This window comes from Aeromonas sanarellii (genome assembly GCF_000820085.1).
Classification (GTDB): domain Bacteria; phylum Pseudomonadota; class Gammaproteobacteria; order Enterobacterales; family Aeromonadaceae; genus Aeromonas; species Aeromonas sanarellii.
The window spans coordinates 35,665-52,710 of sequence record NZ_CDBN01000042.1; the positions used below are offsets into that span (position 1 = coordinate 35,665).

At 62.3% G+C, this 17,046-nt stretch carries 19 protein-coding genes, 1 other RNA gene and 1 pseudogene; 8 read left to right on the forward strand and 13 right to left on the reverse strand.

From position 1 onward, the window contains the following. Positions 1–44 precede the first annotated feature (44 nt). Positions 45–551, forward strand: coding sequence for a GNAT family N-acetyltransferase (locus BN1132_RS08795; RefSeq protein ID WP_042076886.1), 507 nt, complete (start codon positions 45–47; stop codon positions 549–551). A 72-nt stretch (positions 552–623) separates the two neighbouring features. Here the strand turns inward: BN1132_RS08795 and BN1132_RS08800 are convergent, their stop codons facing one another. Further along, complete coding sequence (locus tag BN1132_RS08800; protein WP_042076887.1) at positions 624–1,124, reverse strand: SRPBCC family protein; 501 nt, start codon at positions 1,122–1,124, stop codon at positions 624–626. A gap of 182 nt (positions 1,125–1,306) precedes the next feature. Between BN1132_RS08800 and BN1132_RS08805 the strand changes: the two genes are divergently transcribed. Further along, the gene (locus BN1132_RS08805) at positions 1,307–1,741 is read left to right on the forward strand and encodes a GNAT family N-acetyltransferase (RefSeq protein WP_042076888.1); all 435 of its coding nucleotides are present in this window, start codon (positions 1,307–1,309) and stop codon (positions 1,739–1,741) included. Positions 1,742–1,880: 139 nt separating this feature from the next. Here the strand turns inward: BN1132_RS08805 and ssrA are convergent. Together ssrA and smpB are read right to left on the reverse strand one after the other, a co-directional pair. Beyond that, positions 1,881–2,240, reverse strand: a transfer-messenger RNA (tmRNA) gene (gene ssrA / locus BN1132_RS19540). A 106-nt stretch (positions 2,241–2,346) separates the two neighbouring features. Further along, the gene (smpB, locus tag BN1132_RS08810) at positions 2,347–2,835 is read right to left on the reverse strand and encodes an SsrA-binding protein SmpB (protein WP_042076889.1); all 489 of its coding nucleotides are present in this window, start codon (positions 2,833–2,835) and stop codon (positions 2,347–2,349) included. Positions 2,836–3,004: 169 nt separating this feature from the next. Here smpB and BN1132_RS08815 point away from each other — a divergent pair, with 169 nt between their 5' ends. Together BN1132_RS08815 and BN1132_RS08820 are read left to right on the forward strand one after the other, a co-directional pair. Next, complete coding sequence (locus tag BN1132_RS08815) at positions 3,005–3,439, forward strand: SRPBCC family protein (protein WP_042076890.1); 435 nt, start codon at positions 3,005–3,007, stop codon at positions 3,437–3,439. Beyond that, on the forward strand, positions 3,432–3,791 hold the full coding sequence (locus tag BN1132_RS08820) for an RnfH family protein (RefSeq protein WP_042076892.1): 360 nt from the start codon (positions 3,432–3,434) through the stop codon (positions 3,789–3,791). The genes BN1132_RS08815 and BN1132_RS08820 overlap by 8 nt, the downstream gene beginning before the upstream one ends. 69 nt (positions 3,792–3,860) lie before the next feature. Here BN1132_RS08820 and BN1132_RS08825 read toward each other — a convergent pair whose 3' ends face one another. The 4 genes and pseudogenes from BN1132_RS08825 to BN1132_RS19955 form a co-directional block, all read right to left on the reverse strand. Then, positions 3,861–4,496 carry an NAD(P)H-binding protein gene (locus tag BN1132_RS08825; protein WP_042076912.1) on the reverse strand — a complete coding sequence of 212 codons (636 nt, stop codon included), beginning with the start codon at positions 4,494–4,496 and terminating at the stop codon, positions 3,861–3,863. Between the two features lie 114 nt (positions 4,497–4,610). Then, positions 4,611–4,949, reverse strand: a complete 339-nt coding sequence (locus BN1132_RS08830) for an outer membrane protein assembly factor BamE (protein ID WP_005325779.1) — start codon at positions 4,947–4,949, stop codon at positions 4,611–4,613. Positions 4,950–5,070: 121 nt separating this feature from the next. Continuing rightward, positions 5,071–5,469, reverse strand: a pseudogene (locus BN1132_RS08835) (dehydroquinate synthase/iron-containing alcohol dehydrogenase family protein); the annotation flags it as partial. Positions 5,470–5,606: 137 nt separating this feature from the next. Then, positions 5,607–6,461, reverse strand: coding sequence for a hypothetical protein (locus BN1132_RS19955; RefSeq protein WP_167335708.1), 855 nt, complete (start codon positions 6,459–6,461; stop codon positions 5,607–5,609). Positions 6,462–7,214: 753 nt separating this feature from the next. Here BN1132_RS19955 and udp point away from each other — a divergent pair. Further along, positions 7,215–7,970 carry a uridine phosphorylase gene (udp, locus tag BN1132_RS08840; protein ID WP_042076893.1) on the forward strand — a complete coding sequence of 252 codons (756 nt, stop codon included), beginning with the start codon at positions 7,215–7,217 and terminating at the stop codon, positions 7,968–7,970. Between the two features lie 97 nt (positions 7,971–8,067). Here udp and BN1132_RS08845 read toward each other — a convergent pair whose 3' ends face one another. After that, on the reverse strand, positions 8,068–8,832 hold the full coding sequence (locus BN1132_RS08845; RefSeq protein WP_042076895.1) for an RluA family pseudouridine synthase: 765 nt from the start codon (positions 8,830–8,832) through the stop codon (positions 8,068–8,070). Positions 8,833–8,991: 159 nt separating this feature from the next. Between BN1132_RS08845 and rihA the strand changes: the two genes are divergently transcribed. After that, a complete protein-coding gene (gene rihA, locus BN1132_RS08850; protein WP_042076897.1) occupies positions 8,992–9,927 on the forward strand; it encodes a pyrimidine-specific ribonucleoside hydrolase RihA in 936 nt (311 codons plus the stop codon). Between the two features lie 29 nt (positions 9,928–9,956). After that, positions 9,957–10,433, forward strand: coding sequence for a hypothetical protein (locus tag BN1132_RS08855; RefSeq protein WP_042076899.1), 477 nt, complete (start codon positions 9,957–9,959; stop codon positions 10,431–10,433). A 98-nt stretch (positions 10,434–10,531) separates the two neighbouring features. On the opposite strand, the gene BN1132_RS08860 is transcribed toward BN1132_RS08855, so the two are convergent. The 3 genes from BN1132_RS08860 to BN1132_RS08870 form a co-directional block, all read right to left on the reverse strand. Next, complete coding sequence (locus BN1132_RS08860; RefSeq protein ID WP_042076901.1) at positions 10,532–10,828, reverse strand: winged helix-turn-helix domain-containing protein; 297 nt, start codon at positions 10,826–10,828, stop codon at positions 10,532–10,534. After that, positions 10,825–11,355 (reverse strand): DUF1523 family protein, encoded by a 531-nt coding sequence (locus BN1132_RS08865; RefSeq protein ID WP_042076902.1) that lies wholly within the window; start codon positions 11,353–11,355, stop codon positions 10,825–10,827. The genes BN1132_RS08860 and BN1132_RS08865 overlap by 4 nt, the downstream gene beginning before the upstream one ends. Before the next feature lie 158 nt (positions 11,356–11,513). Continuing rightward, positions 11,514–13,136 (reverse strand): methyl-accepting chemotaxis protein, encoded by a 1,623-nt coding sequence (locus BN1132_RS08870; protein ID WP_042076904.1) that lies wholly within the window; start codon positions 13,134–13,136, stop codon positions 11,514–11,516. Positions 13,137–13,299: 163 nt separating this feature from the next. Between BN1132_RS08870 and BN1132_RS08875 the strand changes: the two genes are divergently transcribed. Continuing rightward, positions 13,300–13,932: a LysE family translocator gene (locus BN1132_RS08875; RefSeq protein ID WP_042076906.1), complete on the forward strand. Its 633-nt coding sequence runs from the start codon at positions 13,300–13,302 to the stop codon at positions 13,930–13,932. Positions 13,933–14,006: 74 nt separating this feature from the next. Here the strand turns inward: BN1132_RS08875 and BN1132_RS08880 are convergent, their stop codons facing one another. Then, positions 14,007–15,110, reverse strand: a complete 1,104-nt coding sequence (locus BN1132_RS08880; RefSeq protein ID WP_042076908.1) for a beta-N-acetylglucosaminidase domain-containing protein — start codon at positions 15,108–15,110, stop codon at positions 14,007–14,009. A 45-nt stretch (positions 15,111–15,155) separates the two neighbouring features. Continuing rightward, the gene (locus BN1132_RS08885) at positions 15,156–16,883 is read right to left on the reverse strand and encodes a potassium/proton antiporter (protein WP_042076910.1); all 1,728 of its coding nucleotides are present in this window, start codon (positions 16,881–16,883) and stop codon (positions 15,156–15,158) included. Between the last annotated feature and the right edge of the window lie 163 nt (positions 16,884–17,046).

Sequence of the window (17,046 nt, forward strand, 5' to 3'; positions counted from 1 at the left end):
TCTGTGGAATAATGGCCGCCCTGCTGTACGAGGAGTAACCCTGTATGTTGAGAACCGAGCGTCCCGGCGACATGCTGCCAGTCTATGAGCTGGTGAGCGCCGCCTTTGGCCGTCCCGACGAGGCCGAACTGGTCAACCGCCTGCGCGAGTGTGGGGCTGCCGTGGTCACCATGGTCGAAGAGGAAGAGTACGAGTTCATGGGGCACCTGATGCTGAGCCCGATCACCATTGACGGGCAGGAAGGACCCTGGCTCGGACTGGCTCCCGTGGCCGTGCATCCCGACTGGCAGGGGCAAGGCATCGGCTCGGACCTGGTGCGGGAGGGGCTGGATACCGCCCTGGAGATGGACTGGAAGGCGGTGGTGGTGCTCGGCGATCCCGCCTACTACGGCCGTTTCGGCTTTCGGCCCGCCAGTGACTTCGGCCTGCACTGCATCTACGAGGTGCCCTCGGAGTGCTTCATGGCGATGGAGCTGCAGCCCGGCGGGCTAGACGGCATGCGGGGCGAAGTGCTCTACCACCCCCTGTTCGATGAGGAGCCGGTGGCGTGACCGCCTGCCCATCCACGAAAAAGGACCCTGAACGGGTCCTTTTTTGTGCCATGCCCATCGCTTGAATGGACGTCACTGAGCCAAGGATTTCAGCTGCTGCTTGCCCGGTGGATTGCTCCAGTCGATGGGGCCATGGGTGAAGCGGTACTGCAGCCTCGGCAGGCTGAGCTCCAGCCACTCCTCCCGGAAGTAGGCATAACCCTGATCCCAATCCGGGTCATTGGCCCAGCCGGTCTGCAGGAAGTGGAGCCGGGTGCCCTGACCTTCCGGCACGAAGCGCAGGCTGACCTGGGTCTTCTGCTGGCGGATATGGGGAAACTGGGGCGGGAAATTCCAGCTGAAGCTGAGCAGGTCATGGGGCATGACCGCCATCACCCTGCATCCCTCGCTGCCGCGCTCTCCCAGCGGGGCATCGGGTCTGAAATAGATTTCGAAAGGTCCGTTGGGTTCCGGCACCATGAGGCATTCCGGCGCCAGGAAACTGCGCAGCCCGCTCTCCGTGGTCCAGGCGCGCCAGACATCGTCAATGTGGGCGGGTACCAGAATACTGCCTTCTATTTGCTTGTTATCCATAAATCAGTGAACCTCAAACCAGTCATGGACGGGACCTCGGCAGTATAGCCCGTCGGGCGATAAAATAGGCAGCCCTGTGTCACACCGTCATGTATTCAAGAGGGTCCAGATTGCCGATTTGACAGCACGGCAGGATCCATCGAGAGTGGGAAACCGTGAGAACCTAATTCAAGGATGGCACCATGATCAGAATGATGAGAGATGCCGACGAATCCCAGCTGGCACAGCTGTTTCTCAAGGGGAGGCGTCAGGCTTTTCACTGGGTCGATCCCTCCCTGTTCCGGCTGGAGGATTTTGCCGAGCAGACCCGGGGTGAGCGGATCTGGGTGGCGGAGAAGGGGGGCAACCCTTGCGGATTCGTCTCCATCTGGGGCGAAGACAGCTTCGTGCATCACCTCTACGTGGTGGCCGACTGGCACGGGCAGGGCATGGGGCGTGCCTTGCTGGCGGCAGGGTTGGCCGGATACCCGTCACCGGCCTCCCTCAAGGTGGCCACCCGCAACACCACGGCGATGGCCTTCTACCACCGCCTGGGCTGGCAGAACACGGACGAGACCGGTCACTGCGACATCACGGGGCCCTGGCGCAGGCTCATTCTGGAGTCAGGTTCGGCATGAGGGAACCCGACAGGCAACGCCATCTCCCCGCAGCCCGCGCCCCATGGTAGCGCCATGTCTTCGGCGACTGACAGGCCCTGTTTCCGACTACAGGCAGAAAAAAGGGCCACCTCTTGCGAGGTGGCCCTTTCCAAACGTTTGGTGGAGCTGGGGGGATTTGAACCCCCGTCCAAAATTACTACATCCTTGGCACTACATGCTTAGTCACTCTTTACATTCGCCAACCCGCTGCGGAGAGACACGCCACGCATTGACTAGCTCGATTGGTTTTAATGCTTCCGCCCCGAGCAGGACTTCCACACGATCCTGTGAAGGATGACCTTCCATTTCCCTAGGACACAGGCAAGCTAGGGGAGAAGGGCTCAGCGCAGGTTATTAAGCTGCGAGTGCGTAGTTTTCGTCGTTTGCGACTATTTTTTTGCGGTTTATTAACGAGGCCTACCGCACCTCGGCATGCACCTTGGGTTTCGTGAATCTTGTCGAATCCAGAATCAGCCCCAAGTTGTTAAGAGGGATTGTACGCAAAAAACCTGCCATGGCAAGGCGTTGATGGCAATCGACCGGCCTGGGCCAGTCGATTGCTGTTTTATTGGGCGTCTGGCGCATCAGCCGCGGTGCTTGTTCTTCATGATGCGGGCCTTCTCCCTATCCCATTCGCGGGCCTTGGTGTCCTCGCGCTTGTCGTGTTCTTTCTTGCCCTTCACCAGGCCGATCTCGACCTTGACCCAGCACTGCTTCCAGTAGAGGGCGAGCGGCACCACAGTGTAGCCCTGGCGGGCGATCAGGCTCTCGAGCTTGTCGAGCTCGCGGCGGCTCAGCAGCAGTTTGCGGGTGCGGGTCGGGTCGCACACCACGTGGCTGGAGGCTGCCTGCAGCGGCAGGAAGCTGGATCCGAACAGATAGGCTTCGCCATCGCGGAAGATGACGTAGGCTTCGCTGATGTTGGCCTTGCCCGCCCGCAGGGATTTGACTTCCCACCCTTGCAGGGACAGGCCCGCTTCGATCTTCTCTTCGATGAAGTACTCGTGGCGCGCGGTTCTGTTGAGTGCAATGGTGTTGGACCCGGCTTTGTTTTTACTGTTTTTCTTGCTCATGACGGGCGATTTCCGGCAATGACTGGGAGGTTCGTATTATACGTAGGCGGGGACGGCTGTAAAACGCGCAGCGGCTCGAGTGGCGGCTTTGTGAGCAGTTTGACCGAGGTTTTACCTCCACAAGCCGAAACATGGTGATAAAATCGCGGCGATTGGATGAGGAAAACCCATGCCCCGTATTACTCGCAGTGCCCTGGTGATGTTCAGCGCGGAACAGATGTTCCGGCTGGTCAATGATGTTCACGCTTATCCCGAGTTTCTGCCCGGCTGCGTCGGCAGTCGCGTTCACGAGTCGGGGGAGGACTACATGATGGCGTCGGTCGACGTGGCCAAGGCGGGGATTGCCAAGACCTTTACCACGCGCAACCGGCTCGATGCCAACCGCGCCATCAAGATGGAGCTGGTGGAGGGCCCTTTCAGCAAGCTGGCGGGCTGGTGGACCTTCACCCCCCTCGACGAGGATGCCTGCAAGGTGGAGTTCGACCTCGACTTCGAGTTCACCTCCAAGCTGATCGAACTGGCGTTCGGCCAGATCTTCCGTGAACTGGTGAGCTCCATGGTGCTCGCCTTCTCCAATCGTGCCAAGGTGGTGTACGGTGTCTGAACTGCTCAGTATCGAAGTGGCCTATGCCTTGCCCGAGCGGCAAACCGTGCTCAGCTTGCGCGTCGCCCCGGGTACCAGCGTGCTGGCGGCCATCGAGGCGTCCGGCATAGTGCAAAAGCACCCGGAGATCGATCTGGCGGTCAACAAGTTCGGCATCTACAGCCGTCCGGTCAAGGGGAGCGAGCCGGTGCAGGACGGGGATCGCATCGAGATCTACCGCCCGCTCATCGCCGATCCCAAGGAGATGCGCAAGAAGCGGGCGGAGAAGGCCAAGGAAGAAGGGCGGGCCGATGTGGTCACCGGCGGGCGGCCCGACGTCCACCGCAAGCGGGACGACGGCGAATCGGCCTGACGAAGGATGCAATGACAAGGGGCGCTGCGGCGCCCCTTGTTGATCCCGCACTCTGATGCCGAAGGCCGCTTACAGCGCGAGCAGGCGCTCGTTCTCCACCGTCTCGATGCCGCTCTCCTGCTGTGCCAGCAGCGCCATGGCGTGGGCCACCTGGTTGGCCTCTATGGCCCGCCAGCGCCTGAGAGGGCCGCGCAACAACGGCCTTATCAGCGGGTAGATGGCCTGGACGATCTGCTCCGACAGGCGAGGTGGCTGGCGATCGCCCAGCAGCATGGCGGGGCGCAGGATGACGAGTCGCTGCCACTCCTGTGCCAGCAGGGCCTGCTCCATCTCCCCCTTGGTGCGGGGATAGAGGGCGGGAGCGCGCGGATTGGCCCCCAGGCTGGAGACCACCAGCAGGCGCCGGCAGCCGTGGCGGCGGGCCAGATCGGCAAAGGCCAGCACATAGTCGAGGTCGACCCGGCGAAATCCTTGCGCCGAGCCGGCCTCCTTGCGGGTGGTGCCGAGGCAGCAGAAGGCGAGATCGATGGGGGTGGGCAGCGCGACCTCGTCGAGGTGCTCGAAGTCTACCGGCAGCCAGTGTCGACCGGGGGCCGGCTCGCCCGGCTTGCGGCAGAGCAGGGTCAGCGAGTGCGCCGGGCTCAACTCGCGGATCAGGGCCTGGCCAATCAGACCGGTTGCCCCGGCAATCAGGATCTGGCTCATCATGATCTCCTTGGTGGGTCCTGTGCCCTTGAGCATGGCCCGGCAGGGGAGCCTTGGCCGTTTTTCCCGGCTCTGACAAGACAAAACCGGCCTTGGCCGGTTTTGTGATGCAATCTAGAGCGGTGTGGTGAAGGCGGCGGGGAGGGGGAAATCGCCCGTGGCGGTGGCCAGCCTGTCCCCCACGAAGTTCAGGGTCAGCTCCTTGCGCTCTTTGTCGCCACGACCTGGCTGGAACTCGTAGAGGTAGTACCAGGTGTTGGGGTCGAAGCCATCGCGCAGCATGGGGGAGCCCAGCACGAACTCGACCTGTTCGCGGGTCATGCCCTGGCGCAGCTTGTCGACCTGCTTTTGTTCCACGTAGTTGCCCTGGGGAATATCGATGCGATAGACCAGGCTGCAACCGGACAGGGTGAGGGCGGTCAGGGCCGCGGCAATCAGGTGTTTCATCCGCATATCGGGTTCAGATCATCCATACAGTCTTTTTAGCTCGGCAAATCATACCCACTCCCCGGGCGGAAGTAAAAAGCCATTGATCCATCAGCCAATAAAAAGGGCCGGACGGCGGTCCTGGCAACGCCTGCTTGGGGTTGGTGAAGCCGCAGGCATCTTTCAGGGCGTTCTCGGCCAGCACGTCGAAGTCATCGGCCCAGATCCCGAACTGCGCCAGCCTGGCCGGGAGCGCCACGTCACGGGTCAGCTGCCGGATGCGGCAATGGCTGCGGCCCCTTGCTCGTCGGTCATGGCGCTCACCTGGGTGTTGTAGGCCTGGACATGGGGCAGCGGCACGGCGTTGCAGACCCCGTGGGGCTGGTCGTAGAAGCCAGCCGGGCAGGTGCGCCATGGCGTGCACGTAACCCAGGCTCGCGTTGTTGAAGGTCATGCCGGCCAGGAACTGGGCGTAGGCCATCTGCTCGCGGGCGTGCAGATCATCCCCCCGGTCGACGGCGGTACGCTGGTGTCTGGCAATCAGCTGGTTCACCCGGAGACGGCGTGACGGGTGGGGAAGGGAATGGAAGACGGCGGGAAAATCCGCGGCTTTTCATATATCGTGACCGTCTTATTATGCTTCGTTAATCTAAACGACGGCCCTATTAGTCCGTGGGGGGGAGATTAGGGTTTTTCGGTGTGAAAAGAATAGAGATCCATTAATTTAACTGCTCTGGGTTTTGAATAATAAAATCCCTGTATCGCCCAACTGCCACTGGACAGAGCAATATCGTGTTGTTTTTTTGTTTCAATTTTACTGATGATAGTTGTTAGGCTGTATTTTTCCTGAAGTGATAGCACGCAATCTTTGAAATCATTTATCTCTTGCTGCGATGATGGAGGCGCGCCAAATTTAACGCAATTGAATATCCCACTTGAAAGATATCGTTTACGCCAATCCCCCCCCTGCCACAAGAAGTTATCGACCGCCAAATTAATGTCATGCTCTTTGAGCCTCACCAAGCTATTAATGGTGATGTTGTTGTCAATAATTGGGCAGTGGCTTATTTCAATGTATAAAGAAATATTATATGAAGAGAAAATGTTGGAGAAATAAATTAGAGCCTCTTCTACAGCGTGTAGTATTCGGTATTCAACTTTAAAGAAAAACATGGTGACTTTTTCTTTTAAAGCATTAATAAGTGCGTCACTTAACTGTAGAAGAGTTAACTCAATAAGTGATATTGAGTCACATGAGTTATAAAAACTGGTGGGGGGGACAGCCTCCTGTGGTCGATATAAAATCTCCAATAGCCGTGGCTGACCTTCAATGGCGATGGACGGGAGATTGACTTGGCGTGATCTAAATATTGATGCTATATGAATGTCCTGAACCACAGGCTGGAAAAGATTTATGATAGTAGGGTTAAATGATAGCTTGCGTTTGCTGTTGAATGATTCAATACGTTCAATCCCGATCATTCGGTAGGTTAAAATATCAACACCATGATCTTTTAGCTGCTTAAACAGACCAGTCATACCACGTTCCTTATGTGTACTGGTGATCGATGCGTTAAAGTATGGCAGCGTTCAATAAAAAGACTCTATTGGCACTTTATCATCGAGAGGTTTCGGTGTCACGGAGAAGATGTAGCACATCATCCCCCCGGCCCTCTGAAGGGGTTGCAGAAGATGTTTCAAGATCGGCAGCCCATGGATCCTTTGGTGCCCTCTACACTGCCTGCCAGAAAGCCCCGAGTGTAGCGGTCACCTGGGGCTGGGAAAGTCATGACTTGCTGGTTGATTTGGGCAACAACGCCCGTTTTACCCACCACTGTTTTTCATTTTTCGCGGCGGGCTACAGCTTGATAGCGGGAATGTAGAACTTGAATGTGGTCATGATGGACTCCGGTTGATTAGCCATTAAGTGGCATGCGGGCGCCAACATAACAGCGTCGGAGGGGATGAGAAGGGGTCGATGGTATCTTGTTGGCAACTTTGTGGGCTCGATCGAGCTCTGGTTATGCGGGTCTGAGAGGGGTTTGACAAGGGGGAGGGGTGGCAAAAGAACGAAAAAACGTTTTTCAATAAATTCATCACGTTAGCAAACGTTTCGCACCATTTTTGTCATCTTGTAAGCACAGAAGTGTGAGGCGCATCAAGGAATTGGAAAGCGCTTTCGACCATAGTTGGCGCCTCCCCGGACGAGGGGGTACAGGCTTGAAAGTACCATAAAGAATCACCTTAACTGCACTCGGCTGCCAGGCGGCGGGGCGCAACCAGGAGTCCACTATGTCTGATGTATTTCACTTGGGTTTGAAGAAAGCGGATCTGCAAGGCGCCACCCTGGCGATCGTTCCCGGTGACCCCGAGCGCGTGAAGCGCATCGCAGAGCTGTTGGACAACCCGGTGCACCTGGCCAGCCATCGTGAGTTCACCACCTGGCGCGGCGAGATGGACGGCAAGGCCGTGATCATCTGCTCCACCGGCATCGGCGGCCCGTCCACTTCCATCGCGGTGGAAGAGCTGGCCCAGCTGGGCATCCGCACCTTCCTGCGCATCGGCACCACGGGGGCCATCCAGCCGCACCTGAACGTGGGCGACGTCATCGTCACCACCGGCTCCGTGCGCCTCGACGGTGCCAGCCTGCACTTCGCGCCGATGGAGTTCCCGGCCGTGGCCGATTTCGAGTGCACCACCGCCCTGGTGAACACCGCCAAGGAGCTGGGCTCCAGGCTGCACGTGGGCGTGACTGCCTCCTCCGATACCTTCTACCCGGGTCAGGAGCGCTACGACACCGTCTCCGGCCGCGTGGTGCAGCGCTTCCAGGGTTCCATGAAAGAGTGGCAAGCCATGGGCGTGCTGAACTACGAGATGGAGTCCGCCACCCTGCTGACCATGTGCACCAGCCAGGGCCTGCGCGCCGGCATGGTGGCTGGCGTTATCGTCAACCGTACCCAGCAGGAAATCCCGAACGCCGAGACCATGGCGAAAACCGAATCTGATGCCATCAAGATCGTGCTGGGCGCCGCCCGCAAGCTGATCTGATAGCACCACACCGAGTGGGGGGTGGGGGCCGTTGCGAAAGCGCGGCCCCTATCTTTATCCGCCGCTTACCGCCCTGCTCACTCTCCCTCGACCCGCCTTACTCCTGCTGCCCCGTCATGGCTGCCAACGCCTCCCCAAAGGGGGCTTCGCATCGGATCTGCATGGGCTCACCGCTCACCGGATGGACAAAATCCAGGGCGCTGGCGTGCAGCATCAGCCGTGGCGCCCGCGCGCAGCCGGGCAGCCGCAGGCCGCCATAGAGATCGCAGCCCAGGATGGGGTGGCCCAGCCACTGGCTGTGGATGCGCAGCTGGTGGGTGCGGCCGGTCTCGGGCACCAGCCGTACGCGGGTCAATGGCACCGGCTGGCCTTGCACCTCCCGTGTCAGCCGCTCCACTACTCGGTAGCGGGAGCGGGCGGGCTTGCCGCTGGCGGCGCAGATGCTCATCAGCGGGAAGAGGGCCGGATCCTTGGCGATGGGGGCGTCGACCACCCCCTCGTCCGCTGCCAGATGGCCGCACAGCAGGGCATCGTAGGCCTTGTCGACCGCCCGCAGGCTGAACTGCTGGCAGAGCCGGGCGTTGATGGCCTTGTTCCTGGCCACCACCATGATGCCGGAGGTGCCGAAGTCGAGGCGATGGACCAGGGTGCAGCCGGGGTAATCCTGTACCAGGCGGTAATGGACCGAATCGAGGTTCTGCGGGTTCTTGCCCGAGAGGCTCAGCAGGCCGCTCGGCTTGTTGATGAGCAGCAGGTGCTCATCCTCGAACAGGATCCCGATGCCGGCCTCGCAGGGCGGGGCAACGAAGGTATCGACGATGACGGACATAGGGCACCCGGGCTGAGAAGGGGGAGGGATCATACCCGAATGACCGGACAGAGGCGACCACACGGCGCGCTACCGACATGGGGCGGCAAGTGATTGATCTGTTTAGCCAAGGCGTTTTGTGACCCCCTCCAGAGTTCATCCGGCCGCGGCTTGCTAAGGTAGGGGGCCTGTCAGGTTGCACGGAGTCTGTCCATGGCGTTGCCCCTTATTCTCGATTGCGATCCCGGCCACGACGATGCCATCGCCCTCATCCTGGCGCTGGCGAGCCCCGAACTCAGGGTGCTGGCGGTCACCACCAGCGCCGGCAACCAGACGCCGGGCAAGACCCTCAACAACGCCCTGCGCATCCTCACCCTGCTCGGTCGCCACGACATTCCGGTGGCGGCGGGGGCGCCCAGGCCCCTGGCCCGGGAGCTCATCATCGCCGACAAGGTGCACGGGGAGTCGGGCCTCGACGGCCCCAGTCTGCCGGATCCCGCCTTTGCGCCCCAGGCCATGACGGCGCTGGAGTTGATGGCCCAATGCCTGCGCGAGAGCCCGGAGCCGGTCACCCTGGTGCCGACTGGTCCGCTCACCAACATCGCCCTGTTGCTGGCGGCCCACCCCGAGCTCAAGCAGAAGATCGCCCGCATCGTGCTGATGGGCGGCGCCGCAGGGGCGGGCAACTGGACCCCGGCGGCGGAATTCAATATTTATGTGGACCCGGAAGCGGCCGATATGGTGTTCAAGTCGGGGCTGCCCATCACCATGTGCGGGCTCGACGTGACCCACCAGGCCCAGGTGATGGACGAGGATATCGAGCGGGTGCGCGCCATCCCGAACCCGGTGGCGCAGTGCGTGGCACAGCTGTTCGACTTCTTCATGATCTATCATCGGGATCCCAAGTGGGGATTTGCTGGCGCACCGCTCCACGACCCCTGTACCATCGCCTGGTTGCTGGCACCCTCCCTGTTTCATGGGGTGGAGTGCCGGGTCGACATCGAAACCTGCGGTACCCATACCCTGGGCATGACGGTGGTGGATCGCTACGATCTGACCGGCAGGCCCGCCAATGCCTTGGTGCTGCTGGGGCTGGACAGGGTCGGCTTCATCGAACTGCTGGTGCAGCGGTTGCAAACATTTGGCTAACATCTCGGACATCGGATAAGGGGTTGGGAATGTGGAAAGGGACGTTGGCGCTGCTGACATGCATGCAACTGGCGGGTTGTGCCACCCCGTTCGAGAAGATGTGGCAGGGGCTGGCGACCTGCGAGCTGGACTCCCTCCATCTCGACAGCGAGACGGGGCGCCCGGCGAATCCACAGCTTGCCATCTACACCCCCGACAAGGTGAGCGACGGCTTTGCCTGGTACAAGCTGCATGAGGAGCTGCACGGCCTGCCCATCGTCGGTTTTCTCGTCCCCGCCTCCACCTTCGAGGTACACGCCCTCTTCGTGGACACCCCCATCGCCAACGCGCGCAGGCTGACCCACAACGCCTATGGCAGCGAGTTTGCCGACGAGCAGCTGCACGATGAGGGGATGGCCCCCCTGTTGCTGCGCGATCCCAACAACCCCAAGCGCTCCATCATCGATTGCACCCGGGGCGAGTCGGCGGAGCCGCTGCCGGAAGAGTCCTTTGACGAAGGGGATTAAGCGCCCGGCGCTCGCAGAAGGGTGACCCGGCCAGACAAGAAAGGGGCCAGCCGCAAGGCTGGCCCCTTTCTATGGGAGGCAGACCAGGGGCCTGGAAATCAGGGATAACCCAGGGTCTGCTTGATGACGGGCAGCTGGGCCTTGATCCAGTCAGGATTGATGGGCCCCCAGTCGCTGATGCGATAGTGACCCTGGAGATGGCGGGCCCCCTCGGTCTGCTCGAAGGCGCAGCAGATGTCGAGCTCCGCCAGGGCGCTGAGCGTGTCCTGGGCGGTGCGGCGCGGCATGCCGGTGGCGGCCATGATGGCGGGCACGGTATCCGTGCCCTGGCTGATGAGGTGAGCCACGTAGAGCCGGCGGTAGAAGCTGGTGCGCGTCTTGCTCGGCTCGCTCATATCTCGTCCTCGAGGCGATCGAAGTAGCGCCAGGTGGCGATGGCGGCCTTGCCCATCACCAGGGCCCAGACGCCGAACCAGAACCAGCGGAAGAAGCTCCAGGTGGAGGCATCGGGCTCGGCGCTCTCGATCTTGGTGACGTTGGGGAAGAGGGAGAACATGTTCACCCGCCAGCCGTAGGAGGTGATCATGGCCAGGCGTTTCTCGAACTCCATGGACTTGGCCTTGGCCTGGACGTCGGCGGCGTTGAACTTGAAGTAGAAGGGCCAGCCCCAGAGGGTATCCTCGTTGCGGAATACCCGGATCTTCTCGCCGGGGCGCTCGGTATAGATGTAATAGACATCCACGGTGGGGCCGTCGGCCGGGTTCTTCTGGCTGATGGGGCCGTCCTTGTCGGTGCGTTTCACCTCGACCCCTGTGATGGTGGCGATGGTGTGCTCCGGCAGATAGAAATCGAGCCAGAGTGCGGAGAGCAGGGCGATGAGGCCGAGCGCGACAAAAGCGGGTTTCTTGAACTTGAGGCTCATGGTGTTCTCTGGGTGAGGGGGAGTGACGTGCCTCTACCATACCCATATTTGCGGATGCAGCCCAGCCCCCAATGACACCTTAAAGGCAAAAAACCGTTTTAAACGTGAGGGGGCAGACCCCGGGGCGGGGCCCGGAGTCTGTCAACGAGAGGGGAGTATTACAGCTGGAACTGGGCGAGCTGCCTGCGCTGCTGTTCGGCGAGCTGTGACAGTTCGTGACTGGCGGCGGCGCTCTGACTGATGCCGGCGGCGTTCTGGTTCACTATCTCGTGGATGTTGGTGAGGTTGCGGCTGATGTCGGCGGTGACGCAGGACTGCTCCTCCGCCGCGGTCGCCACCTGGGCGTTGGCGCCATTGATCTGGTTGACCGCCTCGGTGATGCCCCCCAGCAGATCCTGCACCTCGGCGGAGAGGCGCTGGTTGTGGCCGAGGATCTCCAGGGTCTCCTGCACGCCGCTGTTGGCGCAGAGGGACTGGCTCTGCAACTGCTCGATGATGACCTGGATCTCCTTGGTGGAGTCCTGGGTTCGGGCCGCCAGCAGACGCACCTCGTCGGCCACCACGGCGAAGCCGCGACCGGTCTCGCCGGCGCGGGCGGCCTCGATGGCGGCGTTGAGGGCCAGCAGGTTGGTCTGCTCCGAGATGCTCTGAATCACCTCGATCACCTTGCCGATCTGCTCGGACTGGGACTTGAGTCTGGCCACCACGGTGGCGGCCTGCTCCAGGCTGCCCGCCATGCGGCCGTTGGCCTGGATGCTCTCGGTAAAGAGCGCCAGCCCCTGCTCGACCCGGCGGTTGGCGTCCCGCGCCAGCTCGTCGGCCAGGGCGGCATTGTGGTTGACGTTGTCGGCGGTGCTGGCCAGCTCGGTGACGGCGGAGGCCACCTGCTCGGTCTCGCTGCGCTGCTGCTGGGCATTGGCCTCGGACTGGGTCATGACGGCGGCCAGCTCGGTGGCGGCGGAGGCCACGTTGCCGCTGATGCCGGTCAGGGTCTGAATGGTGTTGCCAAGCTGGCTCAGGGTCTGGTTGATGTCCCTGGCGAGCTGGCCCAGCTCGTTGTCGCCCTCGGCCCTGGCGCGCACGTTGAAGCGGCCGAGGGCGACGGCGTGCATCACCTCCTGCAGCTGGCCGATGGGTTGGACGATGCGCCCGGAGAGCCACCAGCCGCCGCAGAGCGCCGCCACCAGGGTGGCTCCCATCAGCAGCAGGGTCTGCAGCAGGGTGGCGTGGTAGTGGGCCTGCTCCAGGGCGATCTCCTGCTGGCTCAGCTGGCTGATGTGGGCCGACAGGGTGTCGATCTGCTTGATTAGCTGCTCCCCCAGATCGCGAAAGCGCAGCCTGGCTTGCTCATAGCTGGCGGGCTCGCCGCTGCCCTGATGTTTGGCGGCCAGCAGCGGCAGCATGTTGCTGCGGGTGTGGCCGAGGTAGGCCTGCAGGGCCGCGGCCACCTGGGTGTTGTCCTGCTCGGCCCCCGGGATCACCAGCCGTGACAGTATGGTGCCTATCTCCTGCTCGGCGGCGGAGAGCTGGGCCGGCAACTGGGCGAAGCGCGCCTGATCGTAGAGGCCGTAGATGGCGTTGGTGCGCAGCCGGTAGGTGGCGTGGATCAGGGCGGCGATGTCGTCCTTGTGGCGGGTGACGCTGGCGGTGGTGTCGTTCATGTCACCGATCGCACCGTCTATCTCCTGCTTGCTGACAACGGCCATCAGCAGCATCAGCAGGCTGGCAAGCAGCAGAGGGATGAGCACTTGAAGGCGAATGGAGAGATTGTTCAAAGACATGAAAGATCCTAACCCGAAAGAGGAACAAGGCCGCATCTTACACAGGTGCGACAATCCTTGTCACAGGGTTTTTGAGTCTGAATTCGGGCTGAACGAAAAGGTTTTTCTTGTGTTAAAAGAGTGTGCTGTGCATGATCGTCTGCTTGTTACCTGGAGGTGTAGTGTGTCCGACTGGATTGATCCCGCCATCTTGGCGCTCTTTGTTCCCACGTTCTTCTTTGTCTCCGTGACCCCCGGCATGTGCATGACCCTGGCGATGACCCTGGGCATGAGCCTGGGGGTGCGCCGTACCCTGCACATGATGTGGGGCGAGCTCATCGGCGTCGGTCTGGTCTCCGTGCTCTCCGTGGTCGGGGTGGCGGCGGTCATGCTCAACTATCCGGCCCTCTTCTCGGCGTTCAAGTACGTGGGGGGCGCCTATCTGGTCTGGCTCGGCATCCAGATGTGGCAGGCCAAGGGCAAGATGGCCATCCCGGCCGACCTGTCGGCGGAACAGGAGACCAGGCCGCTCGGGCTGGCGCTGCAGGGGTTCGTCACCGCCATCGCCAATCCCAAGGGCTGGGCCTTCATGGTTTCCCTGCTGCCCCCCTTCATCAGCGCGGCCAAGCCCATGGCACCCCAGATAGGGGCCTTGGTGACGCTCATCCTGGTCATCGAGTTCTCCTGCCTGCTGCTCTACGCGAGCGGTGGCCACACCCTGCGCCACTTCCTCGCCAGGAGCGGCAACGTCACCCTGATGAACCGGATCGCGGGCTCGCTCATGCTGTTTGTGGGCGTCTGGCTCGCCTTCGGCTGAGGCTCTCGGAATGAAAAATGCCACCTCCCCTGGTGAAGGGGAGGTGGCATTTTTATTGGGCGTTTGGCGATGTGTCAGTCGGTCAGGCAGTCGGGATCGAACACGTATTCGCCGTCCAGCCAGCGCAGGATCTCGGCGACGCAGGCCTGATCCTGGAACGGCAGGTAGCGGGTCTTGAGATGGCTCACCTGATCAGCCGTGAGCTGGGCCAGGCCGATGTCCTGGAACAGCGGCAGGTCGGCCTGGATCATGGCGGAGATCTGCGGCCCGCAGGTGGCGTTGAGGGAGGCGTGCAGCGCCTTGTCCGGATCGTACTGGCGGCCGAGCCGGTAACTCATGGGCAGGGTGGCGAGTGGCAGCACCGAGAGGGCGGCCTGCTTCATGGGGTTGACCGCGTGGCCGGCGGTGAGATCCGCGAGCTCTGCCGGGCGGTTCTCGAAGGCGCGCAGGTGCAGGAAGCTGCTCGCCTTGCTGCCGTCGTTGACCGGGTAGTTGTCCCACAGGAACGGCTTGCGGTGCAGCCAGTCGGCCGCCTGCCTGAGGTGCGCCGCCGGGTATTCGGTGGAGCAGACCCTGGGGCCCGTCCAGAAGATGTCGATGCGCCTGTCCAGCCCCTGGCCGAGGTCGGTGAGGTAATGGGGGGGCATGGCGCCGAACACCTTCTCCAGCACGGGATCCGTCGAGTAGTAGCTGGGACAGAACAGCAGCCGGCCTGCACCGGTGTGGGCCGCGATGTCGTGGGTGATGGTGAGCTGCCAGTGGGCGAGATCCGGGGTATCCCCCTTCATGTCGTCAAACAGGATCGCCAGGATGTCGGGCTTGAGCTCCTGCTCGATGAGCCGCACCTTCTCCAGCAGGGCGGGGCGCTGGCGCTCATAGTCGTGATGGGCGCCCATGGGGCTCAGACCCACCCCGAAGGCGAGCCCGTTGTCCCGGCACTGCCCGGCGAGGCGACGCAGCGCCTCTAGCTGGTTGGCGGGCCAGGGCTGGGCCCAGTGCTTGCGCAGGTAGCCGTCTTCCTTGGGGGCGTAGAGGTAGAAGCCGTAGCCGTGGCGGGGCAGCCACTGGGCATAGCGGGCGCGGGCCTCCCAGCTCCAGCCCTTGCCGAAGAAGCCCTCGATAAGGCCCAGCTTGGGCGAGGGAGGATACAGACCAGACAACAGGGTTTGATAAGGCATGGGTCACTCCCTTCTCACTGAGTAATGGCAACTTATGGCCGGTGCCTAGACGGGGTCTTCTTCCAGGAAGCGCACCCCTATCTTGCGGGGCTCGCCCTCTTCCATTTCCGCCACGGTCCAGAGCAGCCCCTGCCAGGCGACGTGGTCACCGACAACCAGATTATCGCCCAACTGATGGGCAATAAAATCGCCGAGCGTCTGATCCGCCACCTCGCTCACATCCAGCCCGTAGAGGGGGGCCAGATCCACCAGCCTGGCGGCGGCCTCCAACAGGAAGTCGCCGAAGAAGCGCGGACCCAGATCCTGCTCGGGGGCCTGGCTGAACAGCTGGCCGAGGGCGGGCAGATCGCGCTCGTGGCCGATGACGCAGAGGATGTCGTCGGACTGCAGCCGGGTACTGCCCGAAGGGTGCAGCAGCTCCTGGCCGCGGAACAGGGCACAGATGCGGGTCCCCTGGGGCATGCGCAGCTCCCGCAGGGGGGAGCCGATGCACCACTTCTCGGCGCTCAGGCGATAGACGAAGGTCTCCCACTGGCTGTCGAGATCGATCTCCAGGCCCGAGCGGTTGATGGGGGAGGGCGGGGCCGGCACCTCGACCCGCGCGAGGCGGGAGGCGAGCGGCAGCGAGCTGCCCTGCAGGATGAGGGAGACCAGCACCACGAAGAAGGCGACGTTGAAGTAGAGCTGGGCGCCCGGCAGTCCCGCCATCATGGGGAAGACCGCGAGGATGATGGGCACGGCGCCGCGCAGTCCCACCCAGGAGATGAACCAGCGCTCGCGGGGGGCGAAGTTCTTGAACGGCAGCAGGCCGATCCACACCGACACCGGGCGGGCAAAGAGGATCATCCAGGTGGCCAGCGCCAGTGCCGGCAGGGCGATGGGCAGCAGGTTGCTCGGGGTGGCGAGCAGCCCCAGCACCAGGAACATGCCGATCTGGCTGAGCCAGGTCAGACCGTCCAGTACGGAGAGGGTGGTGCTGCGGCTGCGCAGGGAGAGGTTGCCGAGCAGCAGGCCGGTAAGGTAGATGGCGAGGATGCCGCTGCCCCCCACCGCCGTGGTGAGGGCGAAGATGAGCAGGCCGCCGCTCACCGTGAGCAGGGGGTAGAGGCCCGGAGCCAGGCGGGCCGTGTTGATGAGCTTCCACAGCAGCCAACCCCCCGCGAGACCGATGCCGGCGCCCAGGCCGAACTGCTTGATGAGTTGCAGCAGCAGGAAGCCGGCGTCCAGCCCCTGCTGGGCGGTGGCCAGCACCTCGATCAGGGTGACGGTGAGGAAGACCGCCATGGGATCGTTGCTGCCCGATTCGATCTCCAGGGTCGCGCTGACCCGCTCGTTGAGGCTGCGCCCGCCGAGCAGTGAGAAGACCGCCGCCGCGTCGGTGGAGCCGACGATGGCGCCGATCAGCATCCCCTGCAGCAGGTTGAGATCGAACAGCCAGGCGGCGGCAAGACCCGTCAGGCCTGTGGTGATGGCCACCCCGACGGTGGCCAGCGACAGGGCGGGCCAGAGCGCCACGCGAAACGAGGAGACCCGGGTGCGCATGCCGCCGTCGAGCAATATGATGGCGAGCGCCAGGTTGCCCACCAGGTAGGCGACCGAGTAGTCGGCGAAGTGGATGCCGCCGGGGCCATCCTCACCGGCCAGCATGCCGACGGCGAGGAAGATGACCAGAATGGGGATGCCGACCCGGGACGAGAGTGCGCTCAACAGGACACTGGCTCCCACCAACAGGGCACCGATAAAGAAGAAACTGTTGATGGTGGTGGCATCCAATGGCGAACTCCTCGTAGCGGTCTGCAAAACAGGCACATTATATGCAGTTTGATCCCCCTTGTGTGGCTTAATTGTGCATCGTTTTGCAGTTTTTTACGTTTTCAGCGTCGTTTTCAGGCGCCGGCCGCGATCGGGAGTTCGGGGAGGGGGAGGGGATAAAAAG

Coding starts and splice junctions, on each gene's coding strand:
- BN1132_RS08795 (WP_042076886.1), top strand. CDS start 45: ATGTTGAGAACCGAGCGTCCCGGCGACATGCTGCCAGTCTATGAGCTG.
- BN1132_RS08800 (WP_042076887.1), bottom strand. CDS start 1,124: ATGGATAACAAGCAAATAGAAGGCAGTATTCTGGTACCCGCCCACATT.
- BN1132_RS08805 (WP_042076888.1), top strand. CDS start 1,307: ATGATCAGAATGATGAGAGATGCCGACGAATCCCAGCTGGCACAGCTG.
- smpB (WP_042076889.1), bottom strand. CDS start 2,835: ATGAGCAAGAAAAACAGTAAAAACAAAGCCGGGTCCAACACCATTGCA.
- BN1132_RS08815 (WP_042076890.1), top strand. CDS start 3,005: ATGCCCCGTATTACTCGCAGTGCCCTGGTGATGTTCAGCGCGGAACAG.
- BN1132_RS08825 (WP_042076912.1), bottom strand. CDS start 4,496: ATGAGCCAGATCCTGATTGCCGGGGCAACCGGTCTGATTGGCCAGGCC.
- BN1132_RS08830 (WP_005325779.1), bottom strand. CDS start 4,949: ATGCGGATGAAACACCTGATTGCCGCGGCCCTGACCGCCCTCACCCTG.
- BN1132_RS19955 (WP_167335708.1), bottom strand. CDS start 6,461: ATGACTGGTCTGTTTAAGCAGCTAAAAGATCATGGTGTTGATATTTTA.
- udp (WP_042076893.1), top strand. CDS start 7,215: ATGTCTGATGTATTTCACTTGGGTTTGAAGAAAGCGGATCTGCAAGGC.
- BN1132_RS08845 (WP_042076895.1), bottom strand. CDS start 8,832: ATGATCCCTCCCCCTTCTCAGCCCGGGTGCCCTATGTCCGTCATCGTC.
- rihA (WP_042076897.1), top strand. CDS start 8,992: ATGGCGTTGCCCCTTATTCTCGATTGCGATCCCGGCCACGACGATGCC.
- BN1132_RS08855 (WP_042076899.1), top strand. CDS start 9,957: ATGTGGAAAGGGACGTTGGCGCTGCTGACATGCATGCAACTGGCGGGT.
- BN1132_RS08860 (WP_042076901.1), bottom strand. CDS start 10,828: ATGAGCGAGCCGAGCAAGACGCGCACCAGCTTCTACCGCCGGCTCTAC.
- BN1132_RS08865 (WP_042076902.1), bottom strand. CDS start 11,355: ATGAGCCTCAAGTTCAAGAAACCCGCTTTTGTCGCGCTCGGCCTCATC.
- BN1132_RS08870 (WP_042076904.1), bottom strand. CDS start 13,136: ATGTCTTTGAACAATCTCTCCATTCGCCTTCAAGTGCTCATCCCTCTG.
- BN1132_RS08880 (WP_042076908.1), bottom strand. CDS start 15,110: ATGCCTTATCAAACCCTGTTGTCTGGTCTGTATCCTCCCTCGCCCAAG.